Genomic DNA, 16067 nt, shown 5'->3' on the forward strand with positions numbered 1-16067 from the left:
CAGAAGTTAAAGATGGCGCCTCCTTGCACGTCTGGCGATAATTTAAACCGGGCTCGCCCTAGAGGGTCTGCTCGACCCGCGTCACCTCGGGCACATAGTGGCGCATCATCTGCTCGACCCCCGCCTTCAGGGTGGCGGAGGACGACGGACAGCCGGAACAGGCGCCGCGCATCCGCAAGGACAGGACGCCGGTCGCCTCGTCGAAGGAATCGAACAGGATGTCGCCGCCGTCCTGGGCCACCGCCGGGCGGATGCGGCTGTCCAGCAGGGCCTTGATCTCGGCGACGATCTCGCTGTCGGCCTCGGCGTGCTGATCGACATCGGCGGCCTGGCCGCGCGTGAGGGGCGCGCCCGAGACGAAATGGTCCATGATGACGCCCAGGATCGGCGCCTTCATCTCCGACCAGTCCGGCCCGGAAACGCTGCGGACGACGGAAACATGGTCGGCGCCGAACAGGACGGCCTCAACCCCCTCCAGCTCGAACAGGGCTTCGGCGAGCGGCGAGGCGGTCGCCTCGTCGATCGTCCGGTATTCCAGCGTGGCCGACGGCGAGACCTCCCGGCCGGGCAGGAACTTCAACGCATTAGGATTGGGCGTGGGTTCGGTCTGGATGAACATGGGCCGGAGATGCGCACGACGCCGACGGCTTGCAAGTCTTAAACGCTAACGCCGACGCAGGCTTCCCAAGACGCCGCGCAGCAGTTCGCGGGTCAGGGTCGATCCGGCCGTGCGCAGCACGGACTTGGTCAGGGCCTCCATCGGCGTCTGCCGATTGGATGTTCGCTTGCGCGGCGCCGGCGCCGGTCGGACGTCGTCCCGGTCGCGGTCCTGGGCGGCCCCTGCTCCACCCTTGGCCCGGCCTTGCGGCTTCGGATCCGCCTGGGCCTGAGCCTGTCGTTCCACGGCGGCGTGGCGGGCGGCGAGGACTTCTTCAGCGGATTCGCGGTCCAGGACCGGCTCATACCGGCCCTGGACCGGGCTGGCGGCGATTAAGGCGGCGCGTTCGGCCTCGGTCGCCGGCCCCAGCCGCGAGGCGGGCGGCCGGATCCTGGTGCGGGCCACGACCGTGGGCGCGCCCTTGTCGTCCAGAACCGAGACCAGGGCCTCCCCGACGCCCAGGGCCTGGATGGCTTCGGCCGTGTCGAAGGCGGGGTTGGGGCGGAAACTCTGGGCCGCAGCCTTCAGCCCCTTCTGTTCGGACGGCGTATAGGCGCGCAGGGCGTGCTGGATGCGATTGCCCAGCTGCGCCAGGACGCTGTCGGGAATATCGGCCGGATTCTGGGTGACGAAATAGACGCCGACCCCCTTGGACCGGATCAGCCGCACCACCTGTTCGACCTTTTCCAGCAGGGCGCGCGGCGCGTCGTTGAACAGCAGGTGGGCCTCGTCGAAGAAGAAGACCAGACGCGGCTTCTCCGGGTCCCCGACCTCCGGCAGCTGTTCGAACAGTTCCGACAGCAGCCACAGCAGAAAGGCGGCGTACAGGCGCGGACTGTTCATCAGCCGGGTGGAATCCAGCACATTGACCTGGCCCCGGCCGTCCAGGCCGACGCGGATGACGTCCTCCAGCTTCAAGGCCGGCTCGCCGAAAAAGGCCGCGCCCCCCTGCTGTTCCAGCTGAAGAATCGCCCGCTGAACGGCGGCGATCGAGGCTGGGGCGACATGTCCGACCTCGCGTCCGATCCGCTCGGCGTTCTCCCCGACATAGGCCAGAAGGCTGCGCAGATCGTCGATGTCCAACAGGAGCAGCCCCTCCTGATCGGCGACGTGGAAGACCACCGTCAGCACCCCCTCCTGGACCTCGTTCAGGTCCAGCATCCGCGCCATCAGCACCGGGCCGATCTCGGAGATCGTCGTGCGGATCGGATGGCCCTTTTGACCATACAAATCCCAGAACACCGTGGGCGCGGCGGACGGCGTCAGGGCCAGGCCCATGTCGGCGGCGCGGGCCAGCAGCTTTTCGTTCGGCGTCCCGATCTGGGAAATCCCCGACAGGTCGCCCTTCACATCGGCGCAGAAGACCGGGACGCCCGCGTCCGAAAAGCCCTGGGCCAGGATCTGCAGCGTCACCGTCTTGCCGGTTCCCGTCGCCCCGGCGACCACGCCGTGGCGGTTCGCCCGATGGAACAGAAGGGCCTGGTCCTGGCCTTCGTCGGACTGGCCAAGGAAAAGACCGGCGGGGGTGTCGGACATCGAAAGGTCTCCAGAAGCGGGACGAAGGTCTAGCGCAGTCGCGAGCGGGTCGGAACCGCCGCCTTCAAGGCCGGTTGACGGCGTTCTTCGCCCCACCGACAAGGGTGGCCATGAAGAGCCCCATCACCATGCAGTCTTCGGCCGTCTCGCGAAACGCCCTGGTCTTGATCGCCACCGTCGCGGCCGGTGCGGCCCTCTACTGGCTGCGCGACATACTGACGCCCCTGGCCATGGCCGTTTTCCTGTTGATCATGATAGACGGGGTCAAGCGGTCCGTGGCGGCGCGCACTCCTTTGAACGACCGCTGGGCGGGGACAGCGGCCCTGCTGCTGGTGGTCCTGGCCTTCTTCGCCTCCATCGCCATCATAGTAAACGGCGCCGCCGGCTTCTTCGGCGAGGCGTCGGGCGTGTCGCAGAACATCGGGCCGCGCATCGACCAGATCATCCGCGACGTCTACGCCCTGATCCGGCTGAACAATCCCCCCACGGCCCAGGACCTGATCAACGGCGTCGATCTGCGCGGCTATCTGACCTCCGTGGCCTTTCAGGTGCAGGGCATCGCCTCGGGCGCCTTCTTCGTCCTGGTCTATCTCGGTTTTCTTCTGGCCTCGCAGATCGGCTTCCGGCGCAAGATCATCGCCATGTTCCCCCACAGGCATCAGCGCGACGAAGCGATCGCGGTGTTCAACCGCGTCCGCGGCGGGGTCGAGGGCTATCTGTGGGTCCAGACCGTGACCGGGGCCCTGATCTGCGCCGCAGCCTGGATATTGATGCGGGCCGTCGGGCTTCAGAACGCGGAGTTCTGGACCTTCGTCATCTTCATCGTCGGCTTCATCCCGGTTCTGGGCGGGGCTGTGGCGGGTCTGGCCCCGCCCCTGTTCGCCCTGGTGCAATTCCCCAGCTACTGGCCGGCGCTGATCCTGCTGGTGGGGCTTCAGACCATTCTGTTCATCGTGGGCAATCTGGTCCAGCCGCGCATGCAGGGCGACAACCAGAACATCGACCCGGTGGTGGTCCTGCTGGCCCTGGCCTTCTGGGGCAAGCTGTGGGGCGTGGTCGGCATGTTCCTGTCGACCCCGCTGGCCGTGATGGCCATGGCGATCCTGGCCGAGTTCAAGGGTTCGCGCTGGATGGCCGTCCTGCTGTCGGGCGACGGCGAGCCCTATGCGGACGAACACAAGACGGCGCATCACAGGCGGGGCTCATTCTCCAAGGACGACGCTGACGAAGCCTGAGGCCGCCGTGCGGCGTCCGGCCGCAGCGAAAGCTTCGGCGCCGGCCTCTTGAAACCCGCCCCGGACCGCCCATCTCAGCCTCAACGCCGCGGCCATCCCCCCTCCGACCGCGGCCGAGCGAGGCCGACGCCCCTCCCCTCCCCATGCGTCGGTCCGCGCAGGCCGCCGAGTTCCCCCACTCGGCGGCCTTCTCGTTTGCGGCGCCGCACAACCGTTCCAACCTGAACGCTGTTCATGAGAATCTTCGCCCCTCAGGGGCTTCCCGAGCGATCAGTCCTGGCCTAGTCAGCGGTGTGGCGCTGCGTCGCGCCAGCCCCCAGCGGCCCCGGCCGCGTCGCCCGAGACTGGAAGTCCATGACCGCCCTCGATCCGCGCTCTGCAACGGTTCAGCCGATCACCCCGGCCCTGCTGGAAGCTTCATTCGCGCGGATTCTGGGAACCAGCCCGGGCGAGGCGGAGCGCTCCTTCCTGGCTCAGGCGCACGAGGACTACGCCGCCGACGAAACGCCGGAGCTGGACGGCGAGGATCTGGCCGCCCTGCTCGCCGCCTCCTGGCGCGCCGCCGGCGACTATCCGGCCGGCTCCCCGCCCCTGATCACCGTGGGGCCGTTGTCGGGCGCCGACGGCCAGGCCCTGGACTATGACCTGGTCCGCATCGTCCAGAACGACGCCCCCTTCCTGGTGGACAGCGTCATGGGCGTCCTGGCCGAGGCCGGGGTCTCCGTGCGCGCCCTCTTCCACCCCGTCGTCGCGCTGGACGGACGCCGACTGTCGGTCATCATCCTGGTCATCGACCCCGTGCCCCAGGAACGCCGCGACGCCCTGGGCGAGGGCCTGGCCCAGAGCCTGAGCGACGTCCACGCCGCGGTCGAGGACCACGAGGCGATGGCCGCCCTGATGCGCCAGGCCGTGCAGAGGTTGGAAACCACTCCGCCCGCGGCCGATCCGGCCATACTGGAAGAAAACATCGCCTTCCTGAAATGGCTGAAGAGCGACCATTTCGTCTTCCTGGGCGCACGCGACTACGACTATCCGCGCGGGGCCGACGGCGACTATGAGGCCGAGGCCCCCCTGAGCCAGTCGGGCGCCGGCCTGGGCATTCTGGCCGATCCGGAACGCACCGTTCTGCGCCGCGCCTCCGAACCCGCCGTCCTGACGCGCCAGATGCGCCGCCAGCTGGACTTCAGCGACCCCGTCACCGTGGCCAAGGCCAACGCCCGTTCGCGGGTCCACCGCCGCGCCTATATGGATTACGTCGGGGTCAAGCGGTACGGGCCGGACGGCAAGGCGACCGGCGAGACCCGGTTCGTGGGCCTGTTCACCTCTGAGGCCTATGACCGTCTGGCGACCGAGACCCCGCTGATCCGCCGCAAGGTGGCCAATGTCCTGTCGCGCGCCGACAAGGCGCCGGGCAGCCACAATGAGAAGCGGCTGAAGAACATCCTCGACAACTATCCGCGCGACGAGCTGTTCCAGATCAGCGAGGACGAGCTGCTGTCGATCGCCCTGGGCATCCTGCACCTGTACGACCGCCCCCGCATCCGCCTGTTCACGCGCCAGGATCCGTTCGACCGCTTCGTCTCGGTGCTGTGCTTCATTCCGCGCGAGAAGTTCGACGCCTCCGTGCGCGAGCGGATCGGCCAGATCGTCGCCCGCGCCTGGGGCGGGCGCGTCTCCGCCTGGTATCCTCAGCTTTCGGACGCGCCCCTGGTTCGGGTCCATTTCATCATCGGCGTGACGCCCGGCGAACATCCGGTTCCCGACGCGGCCCAGCTGGAACAGGATGTGGCCGAGGCCGGTCGCAGCTGGATCGAACGGTTCGAAGCCGCCCTGCGGCGGGCCGAGGTGGCTGATGTCGAGGTCGGCCCGCTCAGCGCACGCTGGGCTCGCGCCTTCGGGGCCGCCTATCGCGACCGCTATGACGCCGATGAGGCGGCGGTCGATCTGCGTGAGATGGATCGGCTGAACGCCACCGGCCAGGTCGGCGCCGGCGAGCCCGTGGCGGTCCGGGCCTTCCGCAATCTCGACGACAGTCCGCTTCAGTTCCGTTTCAAGCTTTATCGTCGCGGCCCCTCCGTCCCCTTGTCCGACGTCCTGCCGATCATGACGGACATGGGCCTGAAGACGCTGGAGGAATACGGCTATTCCATCCGGCCGATGGGCGAGGAAGAGATTCACGTCCATGAATTCCTGATGGAGGATCCGCGCGGCGAGGATCTGGTCTTCGCGGACGTCAAGGGGCCGTTCGAGCGCGCCTTCGCCGCCGTCTGGAGCGGCCTGACCGAGAGCGACGGCTTCAACCGACTGGTGATCGAACTTGGGATGGAATGGCGCGAGGCCGCCCTGATCCGCACCCTGGCCCGTTATCGTCAGCAGACGGGTCTGGACCCGTCCCAGGCCGTGCAGGAAGAGGCCCTGCGCGAATATCCCGAGGTGTCGCGCGCCCTGCTGGCCCTGTTCAAGGCCAAGTTCGAGCCGAACGGCGCCGCCGTGGAGACCCGCCAGGAGACCGTCGACGCCCTGACGGCCCAGATCACCGCCCTTCTCCAGGCGGTGAAGAGCCTGGACCACGACCGCGCCCTGCGTCGCATCGCCGCCCTGATCGGCGCGATCAAGCGCACCAACTACTTCCAGCAGGACGCTGACGGCCTGCCCAAGCGGCACATCTCGATCAAGATCGCCTCCAGCGAGCTGGAAGACCTGCCCCTGCCCAAGCCCTATCGCGAAATCTTCGTCTGGGCGCCGCACGTCGAGGGCGTGCACCTGCGCTTCGGCCCGGTCGCGCGGGGCGGCCTGCGCTGGTCGGACCGTCGCGACGACTTCCGCACCGAGGTCCTGGGCCTGGTCAAGGCGCAGCAGGTCAAGAACGCCGTCATCGTGCCGGTCGGCTCCAAGGGCGGCTTCTATCCGAAGCAACTGCCCCGCACGACCGACCGAGAGGCTGTTCAGGGCGAGGCCATCCGCGCCTATCGCACCTTCCTGTCGGGCCTTCTGGACATCACCGACAACATCGCCGCCGACGGCGCGGTGACCCGTCCGGCCCATGTGGTCGCCTGGGAGCAGGACGATCCCTATCTGGTCGTCGCGGCCGACAAGGGCACGGCGACCTTCTCGGACATCGCCAACGGCGTCTCGGCGTCCTACGGCTTCTGGCTGGGCGACGCCTTCGCCAGCGGCGGTTCGATCGGCTATGACCACAAGGCCATGGGCATCACCGCCCGCGGCGCCTGGGAGGCGGTGAAGCGCCACTTCCGCGAACTGGGCAAGGACATCCAGACCGAGCCTTTCACAATGGTCGGCGTCGGCGACATGTCCGGCGACGTCTTCGGCAACGGGGCCCTGCTGTCGAAGGCGACCAAGCTGGTCGCCGCCTTCGACCATCGCGACATCTTCATCGACCCGGATCCCAACCCCGAAGTCAGCTGGGCGGAGCGCAAACGCCTGTTCGACCTGCCGCGCTCGTCCTGGCAGGACTATGACAAGGGCCTGATTTCGGCCGGCGGCGGCGTCTTCTCCCGCTCGGCCAAGTCGATCCAGCTGACGCCGCAGATCAAGGCGGCCCTGGACATCGACGAGGACCAGCTGGACCCGGTCAGCCTGATCCGCGCCATACTGAAGGCGCCGGCCGAGCTGCTGTATCTGGGCGGGATCGGCACCTATGTGAAGTCCGCCGCCGAGACCGACGCCCAGGTCGGGGACAAGGGCACCGACGCCCTGCGGATCAACGCCGACGAACTCAGGGTCAAGGTGGTGGGCGAGGGGGCCAATCTGGGCTTCACCCAGGCCGGGCGGATCGTCTTCGGTCAGAACGGCGGGCGCATCAACACCGACGCCATCGACAATTCGGCGGGCGTGGACACCTCGGACCACGAGGTCAACATCAAGATCCTGGTCGGCTCGGCCGTCACCAACGGCGTCCTTCCGGCCGAGGAGCGGACCCCGCTGCTGGCGTCGATGACCGAAGAGGTCGGGCGCAAGGTCCTGGCCCACAACTACGACCAGACCCTGGCCCTGACCCTGCAACAGGCGGAAGGTCCCGGCGCCCTGGACGCCCAGCAGCGCTTCATGCAGAGCCTGTCGGCGCGCGGCAAACTGGACCGCAAGGTCGAGGGCCTGCCCTCCGACGCCCGCATCAAGGAGATGATGGCCTCGGGGATTCCTCTGGCGCGGCCCGAGCTGGCGGTCCTGACCGCCTACGCCAAGCTGGAACTGTCCGAAGAGATCGTGGCGTCCCAGGCGCCCGAGGATCCCTTCTTCGAGCAGATTCTGGTGCGCTACTTCCCCGACGCCCTGGCCCGGTTCGAACCGCAGATGAAGAGCCACCGTCTGCGGCGCGAGATCATCGCCACGGTCCTGTCGAACGAAGTGGTCAATATGTGCGGCCCGACCTTCCCGGACCGCCTGCGCGGCTCGGCGGAATGCGACACCACCGCCCTGATCATCGCCTTCGAGGCGGCGCGGCGCATCTTCCGGCTGGATGAGGCCTGGGACGCCGTCTCGAACCTGGATCTCAAGATTTCCGCCGAGGCGCAGACGGCCCTCTATCGTGAGATCGCCGTGGTCCTGCGCCGCCAGACCTTCTGGCTGGCGCGCCGCGCCAAGAACGGCGCTTCGGTCCAGGCGCTGATCGACCGCTATCGCCCCGTCGCCGACGCGCTCCAGGCCGAAGGCGCGCCGGTCCTGTCCCGTTTCGAACAGGGACGATTGGACGAACGGGTCAAGACCTTCGCCGACCACGGGGCGCCGGAGGATCTGACCCGGCGGATCGGGGTGATGCGGCCCTTGGTCGCCGCCGCCGACATCGGCGACATCGCTCAGGAGACGGGCTGGCCGGTCGCCGCCATGGCCCGGCTCTACCACCAGGTGGGCGCCGCCTTCGATTTCGACCGGCTGCGCGCGGCCGCCGGCTCGATCCCGTCGGTCGATCATTTCGATCGCCTGGCCGTTCGCCGCCTGATCGAGGATCTGATGACCGAACAGGCGACGCTGACGCGCGCCGTGGCGCGGGCGTCGGACGCTTCGGTGGGGATCAGCGAAGACGCCGCCGAAGGGGCCGTCGACGCCTGGATCGGCTCGAAACTGGCGGTGGTCGAGGGGGTTCGCGCCTCGGTGGACGAGATCGAACAGTCGGGCGCAGGCTGGACCTTCGCCAAGCTGACGATCGCCAACGCCACCATTCGCGACCTGGCCTCCGCGGCCGGCAAGGGCTGAACCGGCTGCGGCCGAGACTTGACGAGGGGGCCGCATCCCGGCCTCCTCCGTCAGGGAAAACCGGCTGGGGAGGCCGTCATGCCGAGAAAATTCCTGGTCGTCGTCGACGACAGTCCTGAGTTCGAAGCCGCCCTGCGCTTCGCCTGCCGGCGGGCCAAGTCCACCGGCGGGCGGGTGGTCATGCTGCGTGTCCTGGCGTCCCACAGCGACGCCCACTGGTCCGGCGCGCGCGAGGAGATCGAGCGGCAGCAGCGCGAAGAGGCCGAGGCCCTGCTGAACCGGCTGGGCGAGGAGGCGATGGAGCGGTCGGGCGCGCCGCCGGTCTTCCTGATCGAGAAGGGCGAGCCCCAGGCGGCGATCAAGAAGGTCGTGGGCGACGATCCGGACATCAAGATCCTGGTCCTGGCGGCGGGATCGGGCTCACGCGGCCCCGGCCCCCTGGTCTCCGCCATATTGAAACAGGGCGCCCATGTAGGGGGCCGCAAACTGCCCGTCACCATCGTCCCCGGCGAACTGACCGAGGCGGAGATCGAGGACCTAGCCTAGCGCCAATCTAGGAGAAGCGCCTCGGACGTTGAAGACTCTATTCCATTGAGTGTCGGTCTTCCTTCCCGCGTCAGCGGAAGGGAAACCGTCTGGCGGCGGAACGCCGATTGAGGGTGGGTTCATCACAACGGGGCACGACGAGGTCACGGCGAACACGGCGCGTTCCGATGGCGTCGTGACCGCTGTGAATGCGCCGTGCTCGCCGTGATGAACCCGGTCGCCGCATTAAGGCCCTCTGACGCGGGAAGAGCGGCTCGGCGCGATTTCCGCCTCAAGGCCGCACCAATTCAGAGACTTGCAGATCCGATCGAGGATCTGCCTGGCGCCCCTTCAGCCGCACCTATAATGGCGCGTCGGTCTTTGACATCGCCAAGAGGGCAGAGCGCGTCCGACGCCGGACAGTCCGGTCGGTGTCCGACAGTTTCTTCATGGAAATCAAAGGCCGTCGGACAGATCGGACACATCGGACACCTTTTTTCGAGCCGACGGACCGCCTAGGCCGAAGCGCGGCGTCCTCAGCCCTTGGGGATCAGCCGCCACATATGCAGGGGATGGCGCACCGTCCCGGCCTCGGCGCCGGCGGCGTCTCCACGACCCATATAGAGGTCGGCCCGCACCGGGCCGCGAATGGCCGAGCCCGTATCCAGGGCCATGGCCAGACCGCGATAGGAGGTCGTGGCGCCGCGCAGATTTCCGCCGTCCGCCTCCAGCCAAACCAGGTCCCCGTAGCGCCACTGGGACGGATCGACCGCCACCGCCCGGCGCTCGATCAGGGGCAGGCCCGCCGCCCCGGCGGGATGGCCGTCGTCGTCGGGGTCCAGCCGGAAGAAGATGTAGCGGGGGTTCAGGGCCATGACGGCCTGGGCCTCGGGCCCGCGATGGTCGGCCAGCCAGGCGCGGATCGCCTCTCCGGACGTGCCGTTTTCCGGCAGCAGGCCTTGGCGCGCCATCGGCCGGGCGATGCCGACGAAGGGACGGCCGTTGTCGCCGGCGTAGGCGGCGCGGACGCGGGTTCCGTCCTCGAAGGTCAGATAGCCGGAGCCCTGGATCTGGAGGAAGAAGAGGTCCTCGGCCCGCATCCAGGCCAGGGCCTGATCGGGGCGGGCGTCGGCTTCGATGGCCGCCCGGTCGCCGGCGGCGCGGGGATCGGCCGGCTTGGCCAGGACGGGCGCCGAAAACTCCGCGTCCGGGGCGCGGCGCGCCGAATATTCCGGAGCGAAATAGGCGGTCAAAAGGCCGGGACGCCCGTCTGAGGTCTGCGCCGGGACCGCGCTGAAACGGGCTTCGAAAAAGGCCCGCGCGTCGGACGGAGTGACGGGAGCGGCCGCCATGGCCTGAGCGCGGCTGCAGACGGCGCGGCCGGCCGCATCCCGCGCAGCGGCGCAGCCGCCGACATAGGCGCGAAAGGCCGCCAGATGATCCTCGTCGTTCCAGCCGGGCAGCACCGCCGGGCTGACGCCGTCGGCGGGGCTGGGCATGGGCAGATAGGGGCGGGGACCCGACTCAGTCTCCGAGGGCCGGGACGCCGGCGGCGTCTGAGGAAGTGGCGGGGTGATCGCCGGCCCCGTGGAGCAGGCGGCCACCGCCAGCAGGGGCCACAGACGCGCCGTCCGCCAGCCGAGCCGGCGCGAGGCCGACATCAGGCGCTGGCCGGCTCGACGCGGGCCAGGACCCAGTTGGGATCGGCGGCGCCCAGGCTGCGTTCGAAGGTCCAGTGTTCGGCGGTGCGGCGTTCCTCGACCAGGGGCTCGCCGGTGACGGAATCGGCGGTCTCGCCCGAGGCCTTGGTCACACGGCTGCGCAGTTCGGCCAGGAAACGGACCTTGGCTACGGCCTTGTCGCCCTGAACCGTGGCGCCTTCCAGATCGGCGCGGGGCGGGAAGAGGAATTCGACCGTTTCGGTCTCGCCTCGGGTCTCCCGCGCCCCTATGCCGGCCTCGAACGAGGCCATGACGGTCGGCGTCAGAAGGGGTTTCAAGGCGGCGCGATCGCCGGCGGCGTATCCGCGCACGATGGTCTCATACGCTTGACGCGCCCCTTCCAGGAACCGGTGCGGATCGAAGGCGGGATCGCGCGCCTTCAAACCCGCAATCGAGGCCAGAAGGGCGGCGTCCAGGGCCGGCGTCTTCGACGCCTCAGGGGCAGTCGGGCTGGGCGGGGCCAAGGTCTTGGCGTCCTCCTGCGGCTGTCGCCCCACCTTCTTGCCCAGCACATTGTAGAGCTGGAACAGGACGAAGGCCGCGATGACGGCGAAGATCACGATCTGGAACTGGACCGGCAAGGGGACTTCCTGAATGTCGGCGCGCGAAGGAGAAGGCGCGAGGGAGACGATTAGGGGCTGATATAGGAGGAAGCAAGGCGCGGCGCGCCCCCCGGCGCAGGTGCGACATTGCGGCCGGCCGCCCCGACGTGTTAGTCGCGGCGCCTTATTCCGGCCCTATCGGCCCTTTTTCGCAATCGAACACGCCCATGACCGACGCCGCTCCGCCCGCCGACACCCCCGCACCGGCCCAGCCTCAGCAGGGTCAACCCGCAGGCCCCGGCTTCCGCATCCTGGCCCAGTATGTGCGGGACTTTTCGTTCGAAAACCCCCGCGCCCCAGAATCCCTGCGTATCGACGGCAAGCCGGCGATCGACCTGGGCGTCGAAATGTCGGCCCAGGGCCGTCCCGACGGTCTGTTCGAACTGGACCTGAAGCTGTCGGTCAAGGCGACCCACGAGAACCAGGCCGTCTTCCACGTCGAACTGGTCTATGGCGGTCTGTTCCAGCTGGCGAACGTCCAGGAGCAGGACATCGAGCCCTTGCTGCTGATCGAATGCCCCCGTTATCTTTTCCCGTTCGCGCGTGAAATCATCGCCCGCGCCACGGCCGACGGCGGCTTCTATCCGCCCTTCATGCTGGACCCGATCGACTTCGCCGCCATCTATATCGCGCGCCAGCAGCAGATCGCCCAGCAGCCGGTCGAGACCGGCCAGGCCTGAGCCGAGCGAACCTCTATAAGGGAAGGGCGGTCCGCAGGCGGGCCGCCCTTTTTGCTGAGACGCGACGGACGGACGGGGATCAGGCCGCCGCAGCCTCTTCGATCCCCACGCCGTAGGCGCTCCACAGGGACCTGTCCTTCAGAACCTCGGCCAGGAAGGCGACATGGGCGGCCTGTTCTTCCGGCGTCGAGCGCGGCGCCAGAGGACGGGGACGCGGGCCATAGGCCGCCGCTTGCACGACGGAAGGCGCGCCGCGCCCCGCCGCCGGGGTCGACGACAGGTCCAGCACCCGCTCCTTGCCGCCGCGCAGCTCCAGATAGACCTCGGCCAGCAGACGGGCGTCAATGAGGGCGCCGTGCAGGGTCCGTTCGACCAGGGACACCTTGAAGCGCTTGCACAGGGCGTCCAGCGAGTTGGGCATGCCCGGAAACCGGGCCTGGGCCAGTTTCAGGGTGTCGATCCAGCGCGCCTCGCCGGTGATCGGCCGGCCGCAGCGCGCATATTCGAAGTCGATGAAGTTCCGGTCGAAGGCCGCATTATGGGCGATCATCGGGGCGTCGCCGATGAATTCGATCAGATCGTCGACGATCTCGTGGAATTTGGGGGCGTCCTTGACCTTCTCGTCGGTGATGCCGTGGACGCGGATCGCGTCCGGCGGGATCAGCCGCTCGGGATTGACGAACCGGTGGAAGGTGCGGCCCGTCGGCAGCAGGTCCAGCAGTTCGATACAGCCGACCTCGATCAGCCGGTCGCCCGTCTTGGGGTCGAAGCCGGTGGTTTCGGTGTCCAGAACGATCTCGCGCGCCATCGCGCCTTAATGGCCCCGTTCGTCAGACGGTGAAAGAGCCCGCGCGCGGCGACGGGGAGATATCCACGCCGGATCCAGCACAGTCTGAACCACAGCGGCGACTTCGGCTCGGGCAGGCTCCAGGCCGTGGCCGGTGTCGATGACGAAGTCGGCGCGGGCGCGTTTTTCGGCGTCGGGCAGCTGGCGGGCCAGAACGGCCTCGAACCGGTCGCGGGTCATGCCGGGGCGGGCCAGAACCCGTTCGGCCTGGACCTCCGGATCGGCGGTGACCACGACCACGGCGTCGACATGGGCGTCGCCGCCCGTTTCGAACAGCAGAGGAATGTCCAGGACCGCCAGCCTGACCCCCATGGCCCTGGCCGCCGCCAGGTCGCCCGCCCGGCCCTGGGCCACCAGGGGATGAACGATGGCTTCCAGCCGCCGAAAGGCGGTTTCGTCCCGCCCCAGGGCCTCGGCCAGACGGGCGCGGTCCACGGCGCCGTCCACGACCACGCCGGGAAAGGCCGCGCCGACCGGCTCGACCGCAGCTCCGCCCTGCGCATAGAGGCGGTGCACGGCGTCGTCGGCGTTCCAGACCACGGCGCCGAGGTCCGCGAACATGGCGGTCGTCGTCGACTTGCCCATGCCGATGGAGCCGGTCAGGCCGAGCAGGATCATGCCGTCTGATCCATATGGGCGGTCAGCAGGGCGCGCAGATCCAGCGGCGGGGGCGGTCGGCGGAACAGGGCCCGGAACGAGGGCGCCGCCTGGCCGATCAGCATGGCCAGGCCGTCGACCGTCGGCAGGCCCCGCACCCGCGCCGCCGCCAGGAAGGGGGTGGTCAGGGGCTTGTAGGTCATGTCCATCATCACCGTGCCGGGGGCGACGGCGTCGAAATCGAAATCCGGCTGGACGCTGAGGGCGTTGATGACCAGGGCGGCGCCGTCCAGGGCCTCAGACACGGCCATGACGCGGACCGAGGCGCCGAGATCGGCCGCCAGGGCCTCGGCCCGGTCGCGCGAGCGGTTGACGATCCGAACCTGGGCGCCCGCCTCGACCAGGGCGCCGGCGCCGGCCCGCGCCGCGCCGCCCGCGCCCAGGAGGACGACCGGACGGCCCTTCAGCGCCAGATCCGGCGCCTGCTCCTTCAGCCCCAGCATCAGGCCGACGCCGTCCGAACTGTCGGCCGAGACCCGGCCGGCGTCGAAGGTCAGGATGTTGGCGGAGGCGGTCAGCCGGGCCGCCGCCGTGGCCTGGTCGGCCAGGGCGAAGGCCTGTTCCTTGAACGGGGCGGTGACGTTCAGGCCCTGGATCAGACCGGCCCGGCCGGCGGCGACCAGGGCCTCGAACCCCGCCGCATCGGCGGGGGCGAAGGGGACATAGGCGCCGTCGATGTCCCCGGCCGCCAGCCAGGCGTTGTGGATGACGGGGCTCAGGGAATGGGCCACCGGCTTGCCGGCGATGCCGGCGACCAGGGCGGCGCCGGTAATGCGATGACGGCTCATGCGGACAGGACCCCGACGCGACGCAGCTCAGTCAGGACCGGCCAGAGCGGCAGGCCCAGGACGGTGAAATAATCGCCGTCCACCGCCTCGAACAGCTGGGCGCCCAGTCCCTCCAGCCGATAGGAGCCGACACAGGCCAGCAGGGCCTCGCCCTCTGCGGCCAGATAGGCGTCCAGAAAGGCGTCGGAGAAGTCGCGCATCCGCATCTCGACCGTGTCCACGCCCAACCAGACGATCTCGCCCTTTATCGCCAGGGCGGCGCCGGAATGGAGATGGTGGGTGCGACCACGCATCGATTCCAGCCGCGCGCGGGCGGCGTCGAGCGATTGGGCCTTGGAGACCAGCCCCCCGTCGAAGGCCAGGGTCTGGTCCGAGCCGAGAACCCAGGCGGTCGGATCGTCGCGCGAGACCGCCAGGGCCTTGGCCTCAGCCAGACGCACCGCGAGGGCGGCCGGGTCCAGATCGGTCGAGGCGGCCTTGATCGCCGCCTCGTCCACATCGGCGATGCGAATGTCGAAAGGCACGCCGGCGTTTTCCAGCATGGCCCGGCGGGCGGCGCTCTTGGACGCCAGGATCAGGGTTTCGGCCGTCACCAGCTGGTTCCGATCTTATGGGTGCGGTGCTCGCTCAGCAGATTGGTGATGGCGGCCGCCGTCTCCTCCACCGAACGCCGGGTGACGTCGATCGTGGGCCAGCCCCGCCGAGCGAAGGCGCGCTTGGCCTTGATCGTCTCCTCTCGGACCGCGTCCTGATCCGTATAGCTGGACGACTGGCTGGCGTTCAGGTTTTCGATCCGGTTGCGGCGGATCTGGACCAGCCGGTCGGGCGAGACGGTAAGGCCGATGACCAGGGGATTCTTCAGCTGGGTCAGGCGCTCGCCGTCCTCCTGGCCCGGCACCAGGGGCACGTTGGCGGCGCGGATGCCGCGATGGGCCAGATAGATGCAGGTCGGAGTCTTGGACGTTCGGCTGACGCCGCACAGCACGACGTCGGCGCCCTCCAACTGCTCCAGGGTGCCCTGACCGTCGTCATAGGCCATGGCGAAATCGAGCGCGGCGATCCGATTGAAATAGTCGTGATCCAGAGCATGCTGGGCCCCGACGCGGGTCGAGAGGGCCGCCGCGCCGAGATAGCGGGACATGGCGCCGACGAGGGGGTCAAGGGCGCCGATCTGGGGCATTTCCAGCCGGCGACATCCCTCCTCCAACTGTTCGCGCAGCTGGCGGTCGACCAGGGTATGCAGCACCACCCCCGGCGCGGCCTCCACCTCCTGCAGAACCCGGTCCATCTGCTTTTCCGAGCGGACCAGGGCGTAGATATGTTCGATCGGAATGACGCCGTCGAACCGCGCCGTCACCGCCTTGGCCATCGCGTTCAGGGTCTCGCCGGTCGAGTCCGACACCAGATGCACGTGAAAATAGGTGGCCAGGCGGGCAGGGCCGGGGCGGGCGGCGGCGGGTCGCGCAGGACTCATTCGGGGATCGTCTCTCTGTTGAAGGACGGGTCTCGCCCTGGGGATGGCTGGGGACCGTCCGGGCGCTTTTCTCCTTAGACCCAGACGGCGACGGCGGCGAGCGGGGATGAGGGTGGACGACGAAAACCCTCCG

The 16067-nt window shown here is 68.8% G+C and carries 13 protein-coding genes; 4 read left to right on the forward strand and 9 right to left on the reverse strand.

Going from position 1 to position 16067, the window contains the following annotated elements; translation table 11 throughout:
• Nucleotides 1–58: 58 nt before the first annotated feature.
• A complete protein-coding gene (locus BSP_RS02970) occupies nucleotides 59–619 on the reverse strand; it encodes a NifU family protein (RefSeq protein WP_152949244.1) in 561 nt (186 codons plus the stop codon).
• 45 nt (nucleotides 620–664) lie between these two features.
• On the reverse strand, nucleotides 665–2194 hold the full coding sequence (locus BSP_RS02975) for a helicase HerA-like domain-containing protein (RefSeq protein ID WP_152949245.1): 1530 nt from the start codon (nucleotides 2192–2194) through the stop codon (nucleotides 665–667).
• A gap of 110 nt (nucleotides 2195–2304) precedes the next feature.
• Here BSP_RS02975 and BSP_RS02980 point away from each other — a divergent pair, with 110 nt between their 5' ends.
• From BSP_RS02980 to BSP_RS02990, 3 genes are all read left to right on the forward strand, one after another.
• Complete coding sequence (locus BSP_RS02980; protein ID WP_054764399.1) at nucleotides 2305–3429, forward strand: AI-2E family transporter; 1125 nt, start codon at nucleotides 2305–2307, stop codon at nucleotides 3427–3429.
• A gap of 354 nt (nucleotides 3430–3783) precedes the next feature.
• Entirely contained in the window at nucleotides 3784–8640 is a 4857-nt protein-coding gene (locus BSP_RS02985) for an NAD-glutamate dehydrogenase (protein ID WP_152949246.1), read from the forward strand.
• A gap of 78 nt (nucleotides 8641–8718) precedes the next feature.
• A complete protein-coding gene (locus BSP_RS02990; RefSeq protein ID WP_152949247.1) occupies nucleotides 8719–9186 on the forward strand; it encodes a universal stress protein in 468 nt (155 codons plus the stop codon).
• A 515-nt stretch (nucleotides 9187–9701) separates the two neighbouring features.
• Here the strand turns inward: BSP_RS02990 and BSP_RS02995 are convergent.
• Both BSP_RS02995 and timA read right to left on the reverse strand, forming a co-directional pair.
• Nucleotides 9702–10826, reverse strand: coding sequence for an MltA domain-containing protein (locus BSP_RS02995; RefSeq protein WP_152949248.1), 1125 nt, complete (start codon nucleotides 10824–10826; stop codon nucleotides 9702–9704).
• Entirely contained in the window at nucleotides 10826–11467 is a 642-nt protein-coding gene (gene timA, locus BSP_RS03000; protein ID WP_152949249.1) for a TIM44-related membrane protein TimA, read from the reverse strand. Before timA ends, BSP_RS02995 begins: the two co-directional genes overlap by 1 nt.
• Before the next feature lie 188 nt (nucleotides 11468–11655).
• Here timA and secB point away from each other — a divergent pair, with 188 nt between their 5' ends.
• Nucleotides 11656–12168, forward strand: coding sequence for a protein-export chaperone SecB (gene secB / locus BSP_RS03005; RefSeq protein WP_152949250.1), 513 nt, complete (start codon nucleotides 11656–11658; stop codon nucleotides 12166–12168).
• A gap of 79 nt (nucleotides 12169–12247) precedes the next feature.
• Here secB and dnaQ read toward each other — a convergent pair whose 3' ends face one another.
• The 5 genes from dnaQ to BSP_RS03030 are packed head-to-tail and all read right to left on the reverse strand — an operon-like array spanning nucleotide 12248 to nucleotide 15934.
• Nucleotides 12248–12976 carry a DNA polymerase III subunit epsilon gene (gene dnaQ / locus BSP_RS03010; protein WP_152949251.1) on the reverse strand — a complete coding sequence of 243 codons (729 nt, stop codon included), beginning with the start codon at nucleotides 12974–12976 and terminating at the stop codon, nucleotides 12248–12250.
• Between the two features lie 6 nt (nucleotides 12977–12982).
• Entirely contained in the window at nucleotides 12983–13633 is a 651-nt protein-coding gene (gene coaE, locus BSP_RS03015) for a dephospho-CoA kinase (protein ID WP_152949252.1), read from the reverse strand.
• Nucleotides 13630–14460, reverse strand: coding sequence for a shikimate dehydrogenase (locus BSP_RS03020; RefSeq protein WP_152949253.1), 831 nt, complete (start codon nucleotides 14458–14460; stop codon nucleotides 13630–13632). The genes coaE and BSP_RS03020 overlap by 4 nt, the downstream gene beginning before the upstream one ends.
• On the reverse strand, nucleotides 14457–15053 hold the full coding sequence (locus tag BSP_RS03025) for a nucleoside triphosphate pyrophosphatase (RefSeq protein ID WP_152949254.1): 597 nt from the start codon (nucleotides 15051–15053) through the stop codon (nucleotides 14457–14459). The genes BSP_RS03020 and BSP_RS03025 overlap by 4 nt, the downstream gene beginning before the upstream one ends.
• Complete coding sequence (locus BSP_RS03030; protein ID WP_152949255.1) at nucleotides 15050–15934, reverse strand: pyruvate, water dikinase regulatory protein; 885 nt, start codon at nucleotides 15932–15934, stop codon at nucleotides 15050–15052. The genes BSP_RS03025 and BSP_RS03030 overlap by 4 nt, the downstream gene beginning before the upstream one ends.
• Between the last annotated feature and the right edge of the window lie 133 nt (nucleotides 15935–16067).

This window comes from Brevundimonas sp. Bb-A (assembly GCF_009394735.1).
Lineage (GTDB): Bacteria > Pseudomonadota > Alphaproteobacteria > Caulobacterales > Caulobacteraceae > Brevundimonas > Brevundimonas aurantiaca.